This window comes from Paenibacillus sp. FSL H7-0918 (genome assembly GCF_038007025.1).
Lineage (GTDB): Bacteria > Bacillota > Bacilli > Paenibacillales > Paenibacillaceae > Paenibacillus_AQ > Paenibacillus_AQ odorifer.
In genome coordinates, this window is the sequence record NZ_JBBOWJ010000003.1 from 201,816 (window position 1) to 219,853 (window position 18,038).

17 protein-coding genes are annotated in these 18,038 nt (G+C 43.9%); 14 read left to right on the top strand and 3 right to left on the bottom strand.

What is annotated here, in order from left to right; all coding sequences use genetic code 11:
- Positions 1 to 6: 6 nt before the first annotated feature.
- The 5 genes from MHI15_RS20850 to MHI15_RS20870 all read left to right on the top strand — a co-directional run bounded on the left by MHI15_RS20850 (position 7) and on the right by MHI15_RS20870 (position 7,688).
- Positions 7 to 1,326: an ATP-binding protein gene (locus MHI15_RS20850; protein ID WP_076126647.1), complete on the top strand. Its 1,320-nt coding sequence runs from the start codon at positions 7 to 9 to the stop codon at positions 1,324 to 1,326.
- Positions 1,323 to 3,521 carry a DEAD/DEAH box helicase gene (locus tag MHI15_RS20855; protein WP_076126645.1) on the top strand — a complete coding sequence of 733 codons (2,199 nt, stop codon included), beginning with the start codon at positions 1,323 to 1,325 and terminating at the stop codon, positions 3,519 to 3,521. Before MHI15_RS20850 ends, MHI15_RS20855 begins: the two co-directional genes overlap by 4 nt.
- Positions 3,522 to 3,693: 172 nt before the next feature.
- Positions 3,694 to 5,364, top strand: a complete 1,671-nt coding sequence (locus MHI15_RS20860) for a spore germination protein (protein WP_076126801.1) — start codon at positions 3,694 to 3,696, stop codon at positions 5,362 to 5,364.
- A 37-nt stretch (positions 5,365 to 5,401) separates the two neighbouring features.
- A complete protein-coding gene (locus MHI15_RS20865) occupies positions 5,402 to 6,505 on the top strand; it encodes a GerAB/ArcD/ProY family transporter (RefSeq protein WP_341164786.1) in 1,104 nt (367 codons plus the stop codon).
- On the top strand, positions 6,498 to 7,688 hold the full coding sequence (locus MHI15_RS20870) for a Ger(x)C family spore germination protein (protein WP_341164787.1): 1,191 nt from the start codon (positions 6,498 to 6,500) through the stop codon (positions 7,686 to 7,688). The genes MHI15_RS20865 and MHI15_RS20870 overlap by 8 nt, the downstream gene beginning before the upstream one ends.
- A gap of 76 nt (positions 7,689 to 7,764) precedes the next feature.
- Here the strand turns inward: MHI15_RS20870 and MHI15_RS20875 are convergent, their stop codons facing one another.
- A complete protein-coding gene (locus MHI15_RS20875) occupies positions 7,765 to 8,073 on the bottom strand; it encodes a DUF4190 domain-containing protein (RefSeq protein WP_036676925.1) in 309 nt (102 codons plus the stop codon).
- A gap of 24 nt (positions 8,074 to 8,097) precedes the next feature.
- A complete protein-coding gene (locus tag MHI15_RS20880; protein ID WP_175620034.1) occupies positions 8,098 to 8,784 on the bottom strand; it encodes a GNAT family N-acetyltransferase in 687 nt (228 codons plus the stop codon).
- A 281-nt stretch (positions 8,785 to 9,065) separates the two neighbouring features.
- On the opposite strand from MHI15_RS20880, the gene MHI15_RS20885 reads away from it, so the two are divergent.
- The gene (locus MHI15_RS20885) at positions 9,066 to 10,286 is read left to right on the top strand and encodes an MFS transporter (RefSeq protein ID WP_076126637.1); all 1,221 of its coding nucleotides are present in this window, start codon (positions 9,066 to 9,068) and stop codon (positions 10,284 to 10,286) included.
- Positions 10,287 to 10,325: 39 nt separating this feature from the next.
- Complete coding sequence (locus MHI15_RS20890; protein WP_370510713.1) at positions 10,326 to 10,856, top strand: GrpB family protein; 531 nt, start codon at positions 10,326 to 10,328, stop codon at positions 10,854 to 10,856.
- Positions 10,857 to 10,866: 10 nt separating this feature from the next.
- Here MHI15_RS20890 and MHI15_RS20895 read toward each other — a convergent pair whose 3' ends face one another.
- Entirely contained in the window at positions 10,867 to 11,730 is an 864-nt protein-coding gene (locus MHI15_RS20895) for an AraC family transcriptional regulator (protein WP_076126635.1), read from the bottom strand.
- Between the two features lie 257 nt (positions 11,731 to 11,987).
- On the opposite strand from MHI15_RS20895, the gene MHI15_RS20900 reads away from it, so the two are divergent.
- The 7 genes from MHI15_RS20900 (at position 11,988) to MHI15_RS20930 (ending at position 18,007) form a co-directional block, all read left to right on the top strand.
- A complete protein-coding gene (locus tag MHI15_RS20900) occupies positions 11,988 to 13,286 on the top strand; it encodes an alpha-glucosidase/alpha-galactosidase (protein ID WP_076132990.1) in 1,299 nt (432 codons plus the stop codon).
- A gap of 180 nt (positions 13,287 to 13,466) precedes the next feature.
- On the top strand, positions 13,467 to 14,144 hold the full coding sequence (locus MHI15_RS20905) for a M99 family carboxypeptidase catalytic domain-containing protein (RefSeq protein ID WP_076280406.1): 678 nt from the start codon (positions 13,467 to 13,469) through the stop codon (positions 14,142 to 14,144).
- A gap of 156 nt (positions 14,145 to 14,300) precedes the next feature.
- Positions 14,301 to 14,681: a GntR family transcriptional regulator gene (locus MHI15_RS20910; RefSeq protein WP_076126630.1), complete on the top strand. Its 381-nt coding sequence runs from the start codon at positions 14,301 to 14,303 to the stop codon at positions 14,679 to 14,681.
- Positions 14,678 to 15,547, top strand: a complete 870-nt coding sequence (locus MHI15_RS20915) for an ABC transporter ATP-binding protein (protein ID WP_076281762.1) — start codon at positions 14,678 to 14,680, stop codon at positions 15,545 to 15,547. Before MHI15_RS20910 ends, MHI15_RS20915 begins: the two co-directional genes overlap by 4 nt.
- Complete coding sequence (locus MHI15_RS20920; RefSeq protein WP_076280407.1) at positions 15,540 to 16,175, top strand: ABC-2 transporter permease; 636 nt, start codon at positions 15,540 to 15,542, stop codon at positions 16,173 to 16,175. Before MHI15_RS20915 ends, MHI15_RS20920 begins: the two co-directional genes overlap by 8 nt.
- Before the next feature lie 17 nt (positions 16,176 to 16,192).
- Complete coding sequence (locus MHI15_RS20925) at positions 16,193 to 16,831, top strand: ABC-2 transporter permease (RefSeq protein ID WP_341160063.1); 639 nt, start codon at positions 16,193 to 16,195, stop codon at positions 16,829 to 16,831.
- Between the two features lie 81 nt (positions 16,832 to 16,912).
- Complete coding sequence (locus MHI15_RS20930; RefSeq protein ID WP_036676951.1) at positions 16,913 to 18,007, top strand: HAMP domain-containing sensor histidine kinase; 1,095 nt, start codon at positions 16,913 to 16,915, stop codon at positions 18,005 to 18,007.
- The last annotated feature ends 31 nt before the right edge of the window (positions 18,008 to 18,038 follow it).

The following is an 18,038-nucleotide window of genomic DNA, read 5'->3' on the forward strand; positions in this document are numbered from 1 at the left end:
CTTTGGATGAGTGAATTAAAAATACCTAAACGAATGACAACTGCGCTAGTCAATTCGTTGACGGCTGGTGTTGTTCCGCGTATCGGACTAGAGCACATAGCCGTTGGCCGTCGGCCGGAGATTGAGGCCATATTAAGAGATATGGAGAACATTGCAGAGGGTGGAGCAGCTTTTAAGCTGATTACAGGCAAATTCGGCAGCGGCAAAAGCTTTCTGCTTCAGATGATCCGTAATTACGCGATGGATCGGGATTTTGTAGTAGCAGATGCTGACCTGTCCCCTGAGCGTAGGTTAGTAGGAACTAAAGGACAAGGCCTAGCGACTTACCGGGAGCTAATGAGCCATTTATCGACCCGCACACGTCCAGATGGTGGAGCGTTGGAGATCATCCTGCAGAAATGGATTATTACGCTACAGCAGTCCGTGATGCAGGAGAAGGAATATGGGCCTGATCACCCTCAGCTTGGTGAAGAAGTAGAGAAGCGAATTTACGCTGTAGCCTCTGAAATGCGTGGTTTGGTACATGGTTTTGATTTTGCCAAAGTACTCGCCTCTTATTGGAATGCACACAAGCTGGCCGATGATGACCAGAAACAGGATTCGCTTCGCTGGTTGCGTGGAGAATTTGCAACTCGGACAGAAGCCCGCAAAGCGCTTGGAGTTGGCGTGATTATTGATGATGATAATTGGTATGACTATATGAAGCTTTGGGCGGAATTTACTGCGGCTATAGGCTATAAAGGTCTGCTGCTGTTTATTGATGAAGGTGTCAATCTCTATAAAATTACGAACAGTATTTCCCGCCAGAGCAACTATGAAAAGCTGCTTACCATGTTCAATGATACGATGCAGGGGAAGGCAGAGAACTTAGGGATTTTTATAGGGGGAACTCCGCAATTTGTGGAAGATGGACGGCGTGGTTTATTTAGTTATGAGGCACTGCGATCGAGATTGGTTGCTGGCCGGTACGGGGCGGCGGGGCTGAACAATTATACTGGACCTATCATTGCTCTGGACATGTTATCACACGAGGAAATTCTGGTACTGCTGCAAAAGCTTAAAGAGATTCACGCCCTACATTATGGTTATGAAGCACGTTTATCACAGGAACAATTGGTTCATTTTATGGAGGAAGCGGTTGGAAGATTAGGGGCTGAGGAACTCTTGACGCCACGGGAGGTAGTTCGTGATTTCATGGATCTGCTGCATACGCTCCACCAGCATCCGGAGATTACTTTTGAACAGCTAGTGGGCGAAAAAACGGCTAAGCCAGCTGAGACTGAGCAAAATGAACTGGATGGATTCCTGGCGGAGTTTGAATTATGAGTGATAATCCGTTCTATAGGCTGGCTCCCTTCATTAAAGAGTTTATTTATAAGAACCGCTGGGAGACTTTGCGTGAGGCACAGGTGGATGCCTGCCGGGTGCTTTTTGATACCCCGCATCATCTGCTGATTGCCTCAGGTACCGCTTCAGGTAAGACAGAGGCAGCTTTTTTCCCAGCGCTTACTGAGCTGTATGAACGTCCTTCCGGTTCGGTTGGCATTTTGTATATCGCCCCTTTGAAAGCTTTGATCAACGATCAATTTACACGTTTGAATGATTTGCTTCGTGAAGGCAACATTCCGGTGTGGCACTGGCATGGAGATGTACCACAAGCCGATAAAACAAAACTGGTGCAGAATCCTTCAGGCGTGCTGCAAATCACCCCTGAATCGCTTGAAGGATTGTTGATGAACCGCCCGAATGCTATTCCAGCGTTGTTCCATGATCTACGTTTTATTGTCATTGACGAGGTGCATGCCTTTATGGGAGCTGACCGGGGGATCCAGGTGTTAAGCCAGCTGGCGAGAATCTCACGAATGGCGGGATGTCATCCTCGCAGAATTGGTCTATCAGCTACGCTGAGTGACTACGCTTCTGTCACAGAGTGGCTGGCGGCGGGCACACGGGAGAGCGTTGAAGTGTCCGCTCCACAAGGCGGGCGTAAGCTCCGTTTAAGTGTGGAGCATTTCTCTTTCCCGGATGCACGGGATGAGGTGCAGGCGGAGCATTTAGAACGTGCGAAGCAGTCTTATTACGATTTTATTTATGATCATACGCATCTGAAGAAGGCGTTGATCTTCACCAACAGCCGTTCAGATGCGGAGACGGCGACCCTAGAGATGCGGAGAACGGCCGCGAAGCGTGGTGAACGGGATGTATTTCACGTTCACCATGGCAGCATCTCCGCGATGCTGCGTGAAGAGACGGAAGCCGCGCTGCGGCAAGGCACCGGACCGGCTGTTGCCGCAGCGACATTGACGCTGGAGCTGGGTATTGATCTGGGCGAGCTGGAGCGAGTGCTACAGGTCGGCGCTCCCTATAGCTGCGCAAGCTTTGTGCAGCGGTTAGGCCGCTCGGGCAGGCGTGGAGACGCTGCATCCGAGATGATCTTTGTCACGCCCGAGGAAGAGGACGAGGAAGCTCAGCTTCCGGCGCGGATGCCGTGGACACTGCTTCGAGCGATAGCGGTAATTGAGCTATATGTGCGCGAGAAATGGGTGGAACCCCTGGTCGTGCGTCAGCTGCCAGTTGGACTGCTGTACCATCAGACGATGAGCATTTTGAAAAGTATGGGTGAGGCCGAACCGGATGATTTAAAAGAAGCGGTTCTGAGTTTGCCTTCGTTTAAAACCATAGATCCTACTGATTATGATATTTTCATGACCTATATGTTAGGCATGGGACAAATTGAGAAGATGGACGAAGGCAGCTTGATCATCGGGATGGCGGGAGAGAAGATCGTGAATAACTTCCGCTTCTACGCGGTCTTCAAAGATGATGAAGAGCATGTGGTCTATAACGGGACTGAGGAAATCGGATCGATCACAACGGTTCCACCACCAGGCTACTGTTTTACTCTGGCAGGTAAGCTTTGGAAGGTAGAAGAGGTGGATAATCGCCATAAAGCCGTTTATGTGAAAACCTCACGCGGCAAAGTAGATACGTTGTGGCTTGGTGCGGGTGGGGATGTACATACACGCATCATGAACAAGATCCGTGAAATCTTAGGAGCCACTTCATTGTATCCGTATTTAGCTCCGAGTGCGGCTGCGCGTCTTGAACGAGCCCGTCGTTTAGCGAAGGAAAGCGGAATGCTTGTGCGGTCCGTTATGCCGGCGGGTGGAGATTCCATGTTCATTCTGCCCTGGGCCGGTAGTCGGCAATTCCGTACGCTGGAGCGCCTTCTGAAGAACAATCTGAAGAGCCCTCTGGGACTGCGTTCTATCGTTCCCATGGAACCTTATTATATGGTCGTTGCGGGTAAAACAGATGCAGAAACGCTGGAAGCAGAGATCATTGCCGAAAGTATGGCTGCCACAGATCCATTATCATTGTTATCCCCAGATGAAGCACCCTACCTCGGAAAATACGATGAGTTCATACCGCATGAGCTGCTGCGCAAAGCTTTTTCCTTGGATGGATTAGATGTCCCGGGTCTGATTGAGGTTTTAAAGCAGTGGCAGCAACCTAATTAACCTTAAGCAGTACCCGTTGAAAATACTCTAAATTGCAGACGTCCGCTTATGCGGGCGTTTTGTTATGTCCGGACCAATGCTGATATATGATCTTTCCTTAAGTTTCAAATGTTGCATAAGAATAGGGTGGAAGGAGAATAGTACTAACAGATTCCTATAGAGGATGATTGCGATGTGGCCTAAAATAGTCTCTTATATTCCGGACTGGACAATTTTTATGCAGGCGGCGATTACGCTGCTCTTTCCCGTAGGGATTTTTTATCTTTACAGGCATTTGTATTTTTATGTTGGAAGCGGACGCTCCAAGGAAACAGAGGCCAAATCACAGGATGCGGAACTGAAGAAGAATGACAATCGGGAAGTAAATCCGCAGCCTCCTGTGTCTACTGCTTTTACCCAGGACTATGATGCCGACCTGACAGCGATAAAAACGGCGTTAGGGGAAAACAGTGATGTACATTTTCGTGAATTCTCAGTTAAAGGTATACAGGCACGTGCCGCATTGGTCTATGTAGAGGGGATGCAGCACGAGGAGCTAATCAATCAGCAGGTGCTGCAGAATCTGATGTATGCCGGCGAAACGCAGGCTTCAGAAGGAATATACAACTACTTGAAACAGAATATGCTCCCCTTAGCTCAGCTTAGTGAAGCCAAGGATTTAGACCAACTGCAGGAGTTTGTCCTATTCGGATACACTGCGCTGATTGTCGAAGGCATGCGTGAGATGTTGCTGGTGGGTTCTCCGCATGGATCCGTGCGTGCGATTACTGAGCCAACCTCGGAGGCTTTACTGCGTGGGCCTCGGATTGGCTTTACCGAGGTGCTTAGTGAGAATACCTCTATGCTGCGGCGCCAAGGGCTTAATAAGAATCTGGAAATGAAAATGGTTGAAGTAGGCAGCGAAATCAAGAAGAACCTGGTTATCGCTTATATGAAAAACATTGTAAATCCTGATCTGCTCCAGGAAGTGAAGGAACGTATCTCCAAAATTGATATGGACTTTATTCTGGAATCCGGCTATGTGGAACAGTTGATCGAGGATGATTATTTAAGCCCGTTTCAGCAGACACAGAATACGGAAAGACCCGATCGGGTAATTGCATCCTTGTTAGAGGGAAGAGTCGCGATTTTGCTGGATGGCACACCGTTTGCACTCGTTGTTCCAGTGACGTTCAGTATGCTTTTGCAGTCTCCTGAGGATTATTATGAGCGCTGGATTCCGGGTACACTTTTGCGGATACTCCGGTTTTGCGCATCATTTCTGGCTCTGTTGGCTCCGGCGCTGTATATTTCCTTTATCTCTTTTCATCCGGGACTGATTCCTACACAACTGGCGATCTCCATTATCGAAACACGCCAAGGTGTACCCTTTCCTGCATTAATTGAAGTGTTGATTCTGGAAATTTCCATTGAAATTTTGCGTGAAGCTGGAATCCGGCTGCCGAAGCCCATAGGTCCGGCAATGGGGATTGTCGGAGGTCTAATCATTGGAGATGCCGCGGTACAGGCTGGTATTGTAAGTCCTTTTTTGGTAATTGTTGTAGCTGTGACAGCGATCTCTTCGTTTTCCATACCGATGTACAGTGCGGGGATTACTCTCCGGATCTTACGATTCGCAGGCATGTTATTTGCGGCGGTCCTGGGCATGTTCGGAACCATCCTTTTCTTCCTGCTTATTTGCAGCCATCTGACTCGGCTTTCAAGCTTTGGAGTTCCTTACGTCACCCCTATTTCCCCTTTCCGCTTAAGTGACTGGAAGGATTTGTTCGTTCGTGCACCGTTATCGATCATGAAGCGAAGACCGGAGATGCTGAAGACCCAGAAGAAAAAGCGCAGGTCCTAGAGAATGTATTCTTAGCAGGAGCAGAGGGGAGACCACAGTGTTTAAACGAACTGATGATAAGATCACAACCTCGCAGGCTTCCATAATCTTGACCAATTCAATGCTAGGTGCGGGAATTTTGACTTTGCCCAGAAATGTTGTTAAGGCTGTGCAGACTCCCGATGCCTGGATTTCAGTAGTGCTGGGAGGTATCGTCGTATCTTTGGTCATATTGGTTATGGTGAAGCTTAGCCAGCAATTTCCAGGGAAGACTGTCTTTCAGTATTCTAAAAGAATTGTTGGGAATTTTCCAGGCAGTGTAATGAGTACAATATTGATTCTTTACTTTATTGTGATTGCGGGTTTCGAAATCCGCGTTCTGGCGGAAGTAACATTGTTCTTTCTTCTGGAAGGGACACCGATCTGGGCGATTGTGATGCCGTTCATCTGGGTGGGCACTTATTTGGTGTATGGCGGGATTAATTCCATGGCCCGCGTGTTTCAGATTGTATTTCCGATCAGTATTTTTATTCTGATTATTTGTTATATCTTAAGTACCAGAATATTTGATATCCAGCATTTGCGTCCTTTTCTGAGTGAAGGCATGATGCCGGTGATCCGAGGCATGAAGTCGAGCATCTTGATTTTTACCGGTTGTGAGGTTGTGATGACAATGACGGCCTTTATGGAGCATCCGCAGCAAGCGGTCAAAGGAATGATGGTCGGTTTAAGTATCCCGCTGGTATTGTATCTGGTTACTGTTGTGATGGTTATCGGCGGCCTATCCATCAATTCTGTAATCACCAGCACCTGGCCTACGATAGATTTGGTACGGAGCTTTGAAATATCAGGGTTCTTTTTTGAACGATTTGAATTTCCGTTGCTCGTCATTTGGCTGATGCAGATGTTCTGTAATTTTTGCAGCTTTTTCTTTAATGCGTCACTTGGCATCTCTCAGGTATTCCACCTAAAGATCCATCCGGTTATGTTCGCTTTAATGCCCATCATCTTCATCTGTACGATGATCCCTCAGCGCATCAATGATGTCTTTGGTCTTGGTGATGCGATTGGCTATATGGGTGTGCTGATCTTTATAATGCTGCCACTGTTATTGTCGATTGTATTAATCATTAGGAAGAAAGGACTCAAGCAGAATGTTTAGACAGCGGGTTATTCGCCTACTATTGGTATTCGTGATTCTGCTTACGCAGTCTGGCTGCTGGAGCAGTAAGGAGATTGAAGACTTGAGTGTTTATACGGGATTGGCGCTTGACAAGGGGGAGCCGAAAGGAGTCGAACGGGAGTTTGAGGAACTCGGAGGAAGCTATTTTAAGAAAAATAAATTGACGGCTACGGTACAAATTGTGCCTGAAAAAATACTCGGAAACTCTGGCAAAGATGGCGCAACACCACAAACTCATTATCACAATATTTCTGAGACAGGGGATTCTCTGCTTGAGATATTCCGCCAAATCTCAATACGTAAGAACCGTCCGATTATAGGTCATCACCTCAAGGTTGTTGTCATATCTGAGAAACTGGTGCAACAGGAGAAGATCAGACGGCTAATGGACTTTTTACTGCGAGATAATGATATCCGCCCTAGCTGTCTTATATTTCTTAGCCAAGGGCCTGCGTCCGACACACTTAAAACAACCTCGGAGGAGATTCCATCTTTTCGTCTGGCAGACATGATTCATAACCACTTCAGAACCAGTAAAGTTATGAAGGGCATAACGTTGTCTAATCTAGATGCACTTATGTACTCCAGGCAAAGCTTTGTTTTACAAAACATCGTGGAGGCACAGGGTGAGGTGGAATTTTCCGGAGCAGGTATTATCAAGGGAGACACAGGACAGTGGATTGGCAATATTGATCAACAGGATGTGGAGAGTATAGCCTGGATCAAAGGGGACATAAAAGGTGGGAGCATTAAAACCTATAATCAGTTGAATGAAGCGATTACTTATGAAATTAAATCAGTTAAGAGCAAGATTACGCTGAAGGAGACTGCGGATGAGAAGTTCTCTATTCATGTAGCCATTGAGTCTGATGGACGTCTTATTGAGAATTGGGATGATAATGAGCATTCCGCGGAAGTTGCCTATTTCAAAGAATTGGAGAAGATATTCGAGGAGAGATTAACCGAAAAAATCAATGCTCTTATTCACAAAATGCATTCCACCTATAAAGTAGATGTGGCAGGGTTCGGAAATTGGTTTAGCATAGAAAAACCGCAGGTTTGGAAAAAGATCAAGGATCATTGGGACGAGGAATTTATTCGGATGCCATTGACCTTTGATGTTAAGCTTAAAATCACCGATTTTGGTTCCACGACTGAATGAAGGGTTCACTTGATAGCGTGTTAACTCGAAAAAGGATCTCAGCAGCCGATGATGGCTATTGAGATCCTTTTCGTGGTTAGTAAGTAGAAGCTGCAAAAACAAACACAACGACGAATAATATAATAATTGCGTACATCAGCGTGCCCACAATTCCACATACCAGGCCTGCAATCGCTAGGCCTTTGCCTTGTTCATAACGATTACGGATTTCCTTCAGCGATAAGGCGGATAGAATAATCGCAATAATTCCTAACAGAAAACCAATATAAGGCACAACAATAGAGAGGATTCCCAAGACAAAACCAGCGATTGATTTACCATTCGTCGGTGCCGGAGGGGGTGGAGGCTGATAATAGTTCAAATTGTCGTTTGGTGGATAGCTCATTAAAATCACCTCCAATAGAAATTGTTATTGAATGTAGTTAATCCAGTGCTCTAGCTGCACACAAGGGACAAGCCCAATAGATTCAGCTAGACGAATGGACGCTTGATTTCTTTCAAGGACGTGATAGCGTGGAATAAAGCCTCGTTCTAACGTTTCTTGTATGGCTGTGCGAACTACCATTTTCGCGTATCCGTATCTTTGAAATGCTTCTAAAGTATGAACAGCGCCGATTTCCCAAATCTGCTCTTCATTTCGGAACGCTAGGCAGGTACTAACCGGATTGTCGCCCTGAAAGATTGAAACGGAAAACGCTCCTTTTTGGAAATATTCCTCAATTTCTTCCTTATTGTAATGGTTAGCAGCCCAAAGTGGAAGTAGTCTGTCGTCAAATGAATGATTGATTGACACCTCTTTGTCCTTACTATACCTTAACCCCTCAGTTGTGCTGTAAGAGAAAAACCCCCGAGTTTTTTCTAAAGAAAAATGCGCAGACAGTGCCTCTTGGTACTTCACATCCTGTAGTTTAAAAACAAGCTTCGCCTGTGCTGGGAGCAGTGGTAGTAAAGCTGGAAATATATCGGGGCAGCTGTAATCCAAAAATACGATGTAATCCGCTTGAGGATATACCCTATGATCATATGCGTATGCTGTGGCTGGAAGAAGTAATACAATACCCCACTGATCACCATGCTCAACTAGATGTGTTTCCATGACTTCGTGGAAGGAGTTTAACATTTTTAACAAGCTTACATTCTTTAAGGGATTCGTTTGTAATTTGTTTATGATTCGTTCGTTCTGGTGCACGTTCATCCACTCCTAGCTCAGATTTATATATTTTACTATAAATAGTACTTATGCAGATATTTATATTTTTCCCTTTACTAATCATTAATCTATTGAAGAAGGAAGGTTGACATTGACTGTTATAATATATTAGGGAAAATAAAGCTCGCTGTTTGAAGCAGCATACGTGAACGGAGGCACATAATTTCATGACACAATCTATCACAGGCGCTGCTGTTCGTGTAGGAGAAGGTCTATCTAAGCAATTCATCCTAATTCTAGCCATTGCATCAGGACTAAGCGTGGCAAATATGTATTATAATCAGCCGCTCCTAGCTGAGATAGGACGCACATTTAATGCTTCCTCTAACGCAGTGGGATATGTATCGATGCTTACTCAAATCGGCTATGCGCTGGGAATGTTATTTTTTGTTCCACTAGGTGACATTCGTGAACGCAGAACACTGATATCAGGACTTCTTATTGCTGTATCACTGTCACTAATTGGTTTCGCTACCGCACAAAACCTCACTTGGATGTATATCGCCAGCTTTGCTATCGGCATAACTACGGTGGTGCCGCAGGTCATCATTCCTCTCTCGGCTGAGTTAGCTTTACCGGAGGAGCGGGGGAAGGTTATAGGCACTGTAATGAGCGGATTGTTTTTTGGTATTTTGCTAGCAAGAACAATATCCGGAATTATAGGGGATATGTTCGGCTGGAGAGCGATGTACTGGATTGCCGCAGTAGTCATGTTATTGTTATCCCTTATTCTTTATCGGCTAATCCCGGCAACGAAACCAGACAATAATTCCTCGTACTCAGATCTGCTGAAATCAATGGGACAACTGATTCGCAGATATTCGACGCTTCGTGAGTCATCTTTAATTGGGGCTTGCATGTTTGGCGGCTTTAGTGTGTTCTGGACTTCTCTAGCTTTCTTTCTGGAAGGAGAACCTTATCACTACAGTAGCTCTATTACAGGATTGTTTGGTCTTATTGGTGTAGCAGGTGCTGCTGGTGCTCCATTTATCGGGAGGTTAGCAGACAGAATTGCTCCCAAAAAGATTGTAGGAATCCTACTATTAATTACCTTAATTGCTTACGGATTTTTTGGTTTAGCCGGATTTACGATCTGGAGTTTGATTGCTGGAGTTATTATTCTGGATCTTGGGGTACAGGGGTCACAGGTCAGTAACCAAACACGGATATATGCACTTGAACCAGCGGCTCGCAGTCGTATTAATACTGTTTTTATGGTCAGCACTTTTACAGGTGGAGCGATTGGATCCACGCTGGGAAGTTTTGCATGGCAGCATTGGGGCTGGAGTGGTGTCTGCTTAATGGGGGGAACGCTAGTTGTAGCCGCTTTATGCATATGGATCGTCTATAGAGTGATCGAGAAAGAGGATATACCAGAGACTAGCTAGAAACGTATTACAGTACCTTTTATTATACCCGGGAGGTGTTTGATCATCGCTGAGAAGACGAAAGTTATAGAGGTTGTCCCGTATAACCCAGAGTGGAAGGCAGAATTCAATAGATTAAAAGAACAGCTCTTATCTTATGTCGGAGATCTTATTATTTCTATCGAGCATGTGGGCAGTACTTCGATTGAAGGGCTAGCTGCTAAACCTATCATCGACCTTGATCTTGTGATGGACAGCTACGATGTACTCCCACAAATCATAGAACGTTTACAACAGCATGGATATGAACACCAAGGGAACTTGGGAATAGAGGGAAGAGAAGCGTTTCAAAGACTTCAGGATGATGGATTTATGAAATATCATCTGTATGTATGTCCTAAGGATGGAAAAGGATACTTGGAGCATATCGCTTTCAGAGACTATCTGCGATCGAATACAGCAGCGCGTCAAGCGTATGCAGAGGTCAAACAACGCTTGGCAGAACAACATCGTTATGACATTGATGCTTATTGTGAAGGAAAGACAACGTTTGTTAGCTCAATTTTATCTAAAGCCATGAAAGAAACGTAAGATACATCAATCACTTGCCCGTTCGAAGATGATTTCGAAATTCACTGGGAGACATGCCGCTCCACTTACGGAACTGCTTGGAGAAGTATAACGCGTCATTGAAACCGACCGAGGAAGAGATCTGGTCGATGGTCAGCGTGCCTCCTAGCAGTTTTTTTGCTTTATCCATACGAACCTTTAATAAATATTGTTTGGGAGACATGCCGATCTTTTGTTTAAAGACTTTAGAGAGGTGCGCCCTATGATAGCCTAGAGACGATGCCATATGGTCGATACTGATCTGTTGATGAAACTGTAGAGAAATCCAACGGATCGCTTGATCGATCTGACGGTCGATAACATCCGGTAATTCTATCGATTGAGAGGGAAGCGAACTTATGTTCGCAACACCGAATTTGTGCACTAGCAGCCGCAGCCAACCCGAAGCTTCTAAGCTCTCCAGTCGAGGATAAGCAGATTGCTGAAAGGATAAACGAATATGTTCATATACTTTATGTATCTCTATTAGGTTATCTAAGTGGATTATTGGCTTGTCCCTTGTAATTCCCACTTCGTGTAGTAGCTGTTCAACCGCTTCCCCTTGTAAGGCCACCCATACATATGTCCACGGACGATCCATGTCTGCCTGATAGCTAAATAACGCCCCCGGAAAAATAACAAAGGTATCCCCCTTACTACATCCCTGCGAATTACTGCCACTTTGAAAAACTCCTTCCCCATCAATTACTGTATGAATGAGATAGTAATCATGAACAGAGGGGCCCATTTTATGGCCAGGAACGGGTTTGCCTTCTCCGCTGAATAATACAGATAGGTCATGATCATCGGGAGCCAGATTAAACCCTGCTGTAAAATGATAATGCTCTGAAGCCATTTACTTAGAACCTCCCCAAGATTGCTTTTATAATACATTTAGATTATAGGATTGAATATACAAATGCAACAAACGTCCATATATCTCTTGTATTTCTCCATACTCATTGGGACCGCTCTCATTTATAGTGATTAGTGAAGAGAGCAGACGGTTATGATCTGACATCCTAGTGTTTATAAGGGAATTATAGTTTACTCTATTCCATAAAACTGCGATGTTAATACCGTTCACCTCACCTATAAGGAGGAATATTTCACATGTCTAAAATTACATTTATCGGAGCGGGTAGCACTGTATTTGCCAAAAACGTGTTGGGAGATTGTATGAGAACGCCAGCCCTGCAAGGGTTTGAACTTGCCCTGTATGATATTGATCTACAACGCCTGAAAGATTCCGAGAATATGCTAAATAATATAAAAGAGAGCAGCGGCAGCACTTGTGTTGTGAAATCCTATACGGATCGTAAAGAAGCTTTGCGTGGAGCTAAATATGTCATTAATGCAATCCAAGTGGGAGGTTACGATCCTTGCACCATCACAGATTTTGAAATTCCGAAGAAATATGGCTTGCGGCAAACGATTGCGGACACAGTTGGCATAGGTGGGATTTTCCGTAACCTGCGTACTATTCCAGTGATGCTGGACTTTGCTGCGGATGTACGGGAGGTTTGTCCGGACGCACTCTTTATGAACTATACGAATCCTATGGCAGTTCTGACCAATGTGATGAATACCTATGGCGGTGTAAAGACGGTGGGATTATGTCATAGTGTGCAGCATTGTATTCCGGGCTTGTTCGAGCATCTGGGTATGGATCAGACAGGTGTTCAGGCTAAGATCGCTGGGATTAACCATATGGCTTGGTTATTGGAGGTTACTAAAGACGGCGAGGATTTGTATCCGGAAATTAAACGCCGTGCCGCTGAGAAGCAACAAGAACATCACGGAGACATGGTCCGTTATGAAATGATGCTTAAATTCGGTTATTACATTACGGAATCTTCGGAACATAACGCAGAGTATCATCCTTATTTTATCAAACGTAATTACCCTGAGCTTATCGAACGGTTTCAAATTCCACTCGACGAGTATCCACGCCGCTGTGTAGATCAAATTGAACGTTGGCAACAAATGCGTGAAGAATTGGTTAATAACAAAGAACTTAAACATGAACGTTCGCATGAATATGCGTCTTATATTATGGAAGCTATCGAAACTAATGTGCCTTTCAAAATAGGTGGCAATGTTATGAATACAGGTCTCATCACCAATCTGCCAAAAGAAGCATGTGTAGAGGTCCCTTGTTTAGTAGATAGAAGCGGAGTAACTCCGACCTACGTGGGAGATCTGCCTCCACAGTGCGCCGCACTGAATCGTACAAACATTAATACACAGTTGTTAACGATCGAAGCAGCGATTACCCATAAGAAAGAGCATATCTATCACGCCGCAATGCTTGATCCACATACAGCAGCTGAATTGTCGATGGATGACATTACAAATATGTGCGACGAGCTGATCACAGCCCATGGAGACTGGCTCCCGGCGTATAAATAAATTAACTAGTTAGGACTAAGGAAGCCTGAGAAATCAGGCTTTTTTTGATTGTATTTCTACGAAAAACGAATGCTATCTTTAAAAAAGACCACGTCGTTTCTTCTTGCTTATCTGTCTAGGACAACTGGGGGACATCGGAATACACATATATGGATTATCTAAATGTGGAGGTGATCCTTTATGATCGTTGAAAGCTATACCTTAGCATCGTCCACAGCTTATGCTACTCCTTATTATGTGATTAGAGGTGAGCTTCCTGGTCCTGTCTTTATGGTGGTGTCGGGGATACATGGGAATGAGACAGGAAGTATTCGTGCCGCACAGATCATTGTAGAACGTTTTAACCAGAGAAGGTTGTATATACACCGGGGCACGATCATTGTAGTACCTCTAATGAATCAAAAAGCTTACCGCAAACGGATCAGAGGTGTACCCGATTTAAACCGCACCTTTCCACGTTCTAGCAAAACAGCGGCAAAACATCCATTAGCTTCAGCTTTGCTACAGCTAGTACTAAGATATCGTCCCACCTGGTTTCTGGATCTTCATGAAGCAAATGGGTTGTCACAAAAAAATCCGAAGCGACTTGGCCAGTCGATCATCGTCACTCCGGGAAGCCGAGGAACAGGTACAGCAAAACGTGTCATCAAAGGCATTAATCGAACGATTCCAAAAACCGCTTATCATTTTAATATCCGTTTACGGGAGCGCCCCGGCTCCTCAAGGGCAGCCGTTACCCGTATATTAGGGGCTAAAGCATTTACTGTGGAAACCTGCTGGAGCCTTGATCGTGAGCTACGGATTCGCTATCAGATAGATATTGTTAGCCGTTTTTTAAAAAGTGCGGGATTATTGTGATAGAGAAAATATCTGATAACTGTGTAAGCTGGTTCTTAGATCCTAGGAATCAGCTTTTTCGCCGATACTAGAAAGTTAATTGACAACAATGGGTATAGTGTATATATTACATATATACATTGATAACACATAAACTAGGAGTGAGGGCACGATTCCATGAACATATTGATATCCAACACTTCCGGTGAACCCATCTATGCACAGATTGTCAGCCAGATCCGCCAGATGATTCTGCAAGGAGAGTTAGTGTCTGGCACCCCATTACCTTCTATCCGGCTATTAGCCAAAGAGCTGCAGATTAGCGTAATTACAACGAAACGAGCCTATGAAGAACTGGAGAGAGAAGGGCTTATCAATTCAATTGTGGGGAAAGGTTCCTTTGTTTCTGGTGCAGATCAGGAGTTTATTCGGGAACAACGGCTACGGATTATGGAGAACAAAATGAAGGAGATTATCGACGAGAGTAAAATGCTGGGGATTAATTTTGCTGAGTTTAGTGAGATGTTGAAATTGCTTTATGAGGAGGAGACAGAATGAAAGAAGTCATTCAATTGGACCAAATATCTAAAAAATATGGCCATTTTAGCCTATGCGAACTTACGTTCGGTATTAAAGAAGGGTATATCACGGGGCTAATTGGACCGAATGGGGCAGGGAAAACAACATTAATAAAAATGATGATGGGGATGGTGTTTCCTGATCATGGCAGCGTCAAGATTTTTGACCAGGAGATGTCTATCCATGAAGCAGAGAATAAGGATCGGATTGGCTATGTCTCCGATGAGAATTACTTTTACGATCAATTAACCATCGATCAGATGAGTAAGATTATTGCTCCTTTTTATAGTCGTTGGGATCAAGAAACGTATAGGAAATACATAGAGATGTTCAAGCTTTCCCCGCGGAAAAAGATTAAGGAGCTCTCCAAAGGAATGAAAATGAAGTATTCGCTCGCCATTGCCTTATCACATGGTGCAGATCTGCTCATTATGGATGAACCTACTGCAGGACTTGATCCTATATTCCGAAGAGAGTTGCTTGATTTGCTTAGTGAGCATATCCAGGATGAGAAGAAGTCTATTCTTTTTTCAACGCATAATACGACTGATTTGGACCGGATCGCGGACTATATTGTTTTTGTGAACGAAGGGCACCTAGTATTTAATGAAATGAAAGAATCTCTAGCCAACAAATACATGCTGGTAAAAGGCAATAAAGAGTTGCTTGATCGGGATGTACGAAAATGGTTCATCGGGCTTAGAGAGACGGAAGTTGGTTTCGAGGGGCTTCTGAACAATCGCTCTGAGGGGGAACACTTCTTTAGAGGTCATGCCATATGCGAAACACCTACTCTGGAAGAAATCATGTATTTTACGGTAAAGGGAAACACTTTGTATGTTTAATCTCTTGTTGCTGATTCGAAAAGACTTTATTCTCCTGCGGAATTTTATCCCTATATTTCTCTTGAGTATCTTGTTCATCGCATATGTTCAACTGGATAACTCCAGCATGTTTGCTACTTTTCAATCTTTACTGTTGCTCGTATACTCCTGTTCTATGGATGCACAGAATAACAACACAAAGTTTGTGATAGGGTTACCAGTAAGACGGCAAGAGATTATCTTGGCTAAATACTTATCACTTATTCCTTATTGTTTCATCGGTTTGGTTTGCTCTTTAGCTTTGTTACTAATTTCCTTTTCATTTGGATATTCCATTAGCCCGTTTTATTGGATAGGGGTATCTTTAACGTTACTTATGATTCCTTTGGCTGCGTCTATTTATCTGCCGATTCATTATTGGCTTGGTTCCAAAAACTATTACTTCAATATCCTTTTTAATGTAGTAATAACGATTACCACCCTGAACACTGGATCTTCACTCTCAAATTCATCCTTTTTCTTAACAATTACCGACATAAAGCTGCAGGATCATCTGTTGTCGATTGGTTTGATAGGGATTGTTTATCTCTCCATATTGTACTGCTCTTATAGGATTTCACTACGATTGTTTAGCAAGGAAGAGTTATAAGCTAAGGAGGACGTAAAGTGTATAAATCATTTTTTTTAATTCAAAAAGACTTCATTCTTCTGCGTAAATTTCTGATGCTGCTAATCCCCTTTTTTATTTTTATAGCTTACTCGAACTATCATAGCTTCAGTTTATTTACGGTAATGCCACCCATGCTGTTATTGATAAGCTCCTGCTCAATGGATACTCAGCAGATGACGCAACGGTTTCTCGTTAATCTCCCTGTAAGGAGACAAGAGCTTGTCCGTGCCAAATATTTTTCGATCCTTCCGTATGCGCTTGTTGGGCTGGCAGCCACGTCCTTTACCTATCTCCTGATTATTATGACAGGTAAAGCCGTAACCCCTCATTTTTGGCAAGAGGTTGGTATTACGTTATCCATATTCCCTCTCCTTGCCATGCTTTATTTACCGATTCATTACTGGTTAGGGGCAAAGGGAGCACAAGTGGTTAATCTTGTTTTTATGATGATTGTTATGTTTGGACCGAACGTGTTTAGCTTTTTGATCCAGTGGATACCTGATGTGAACAGATGGTTGAGTTTTGGAGTGAAAGGTACGGTCATTCCCTTTATAATCCTAGGTCTGGCTTATGTATTCTTGCTTAGCTGTTCATATATCATTTCTCTGCGGATTTTTGTGCGGAAAGATCTTTGATTCGAAGGATTTGAGATTTTGAATGAATTCATATACCATTGTCACTACAAAGATAAATAGTAGGGGAAGGGTATACAACCAATGCCTAAAATGATCTATAGCTTTCGCACAAAAATGATTATGCTGCTGATGGCCAGTATGCTTGTATCCGGTGGAATTACCTTTTCAATCTATAAAATTCTGCAGAGATATTATCGATCAGAGGTCTTATTAGAAAATCCATTGACTAAAGTTCGCTACTTGATGCGGGATATCGGTGATGTTAATGCATTTCTGATTATCTTCATTCCTTTGGCCATCTTATTCTTTTTTATATTTACTAAACCATATGCAAATTATTTCAAGGAAATCTCGAAAGGGATCCATCAGCTGGCGTCGGGTGATTTCTCGGAGCGGGTAGATATCCCATCTAAAGATGAATTCGGCCTTATTGGCCATGATATCAATCTGGCTATTGACCATCTTCAGGAAGCTATTGAGCGGGGCGACTTTGCGGAGAGCAGTAAAGATCAACTTGTATTAAATCTGGCACATGATCTGCGTACACCACTTACCTCCGTTATAGGTTATTTGGATTTTATCCTTAAGGACAATGAATTAACGCCAGAACAGACCAGACATTATACAACGATTGCTTATACTAAATCTCAACGTTTGGAAAAATTAATTGATGAGCTATTTGAAATCACAAGAATGAACTATGGTAAGCTTACGCTTGAAAAAACCTCGATCGACCTGAGTGAGCTTCTTTTGCAGTTAAATGAAGAGTTATATCCCGTTTTTGAGAAAAATGGTCTTACTTCCCGCTTGGATGTAACCCAACCTCTGAAGATAGAGGGTGACGGTGAGCTGCTGGCACGTGTATTTGAGAATCTCCTCACCAACGCAGCGCGATATGGAAGCGACGGTCAATTTATTGATATTCATGGGTATTTAGAGGAAAATGAAGTCGTTATTGAGATCATTAACTATGGAGATTGTATTGATCCGGAAGAGCTGCCGCGTATTTTTGATATGTTCTACACCGGGGATCGAGCGCGAACGCATCCCACAGGGAGTACGGGACTGGGCTTATTTATCACTAAAAACATTGTGGAACAACATGCTGGAACAGTTTCTGCACAAAGCAGTGTAGTGCGGACGATGTTTGAAGTGCGGCTTCCACAAAATAATTGAGAACGAAGTCAAGTGTCGACTGGGCAGGAGT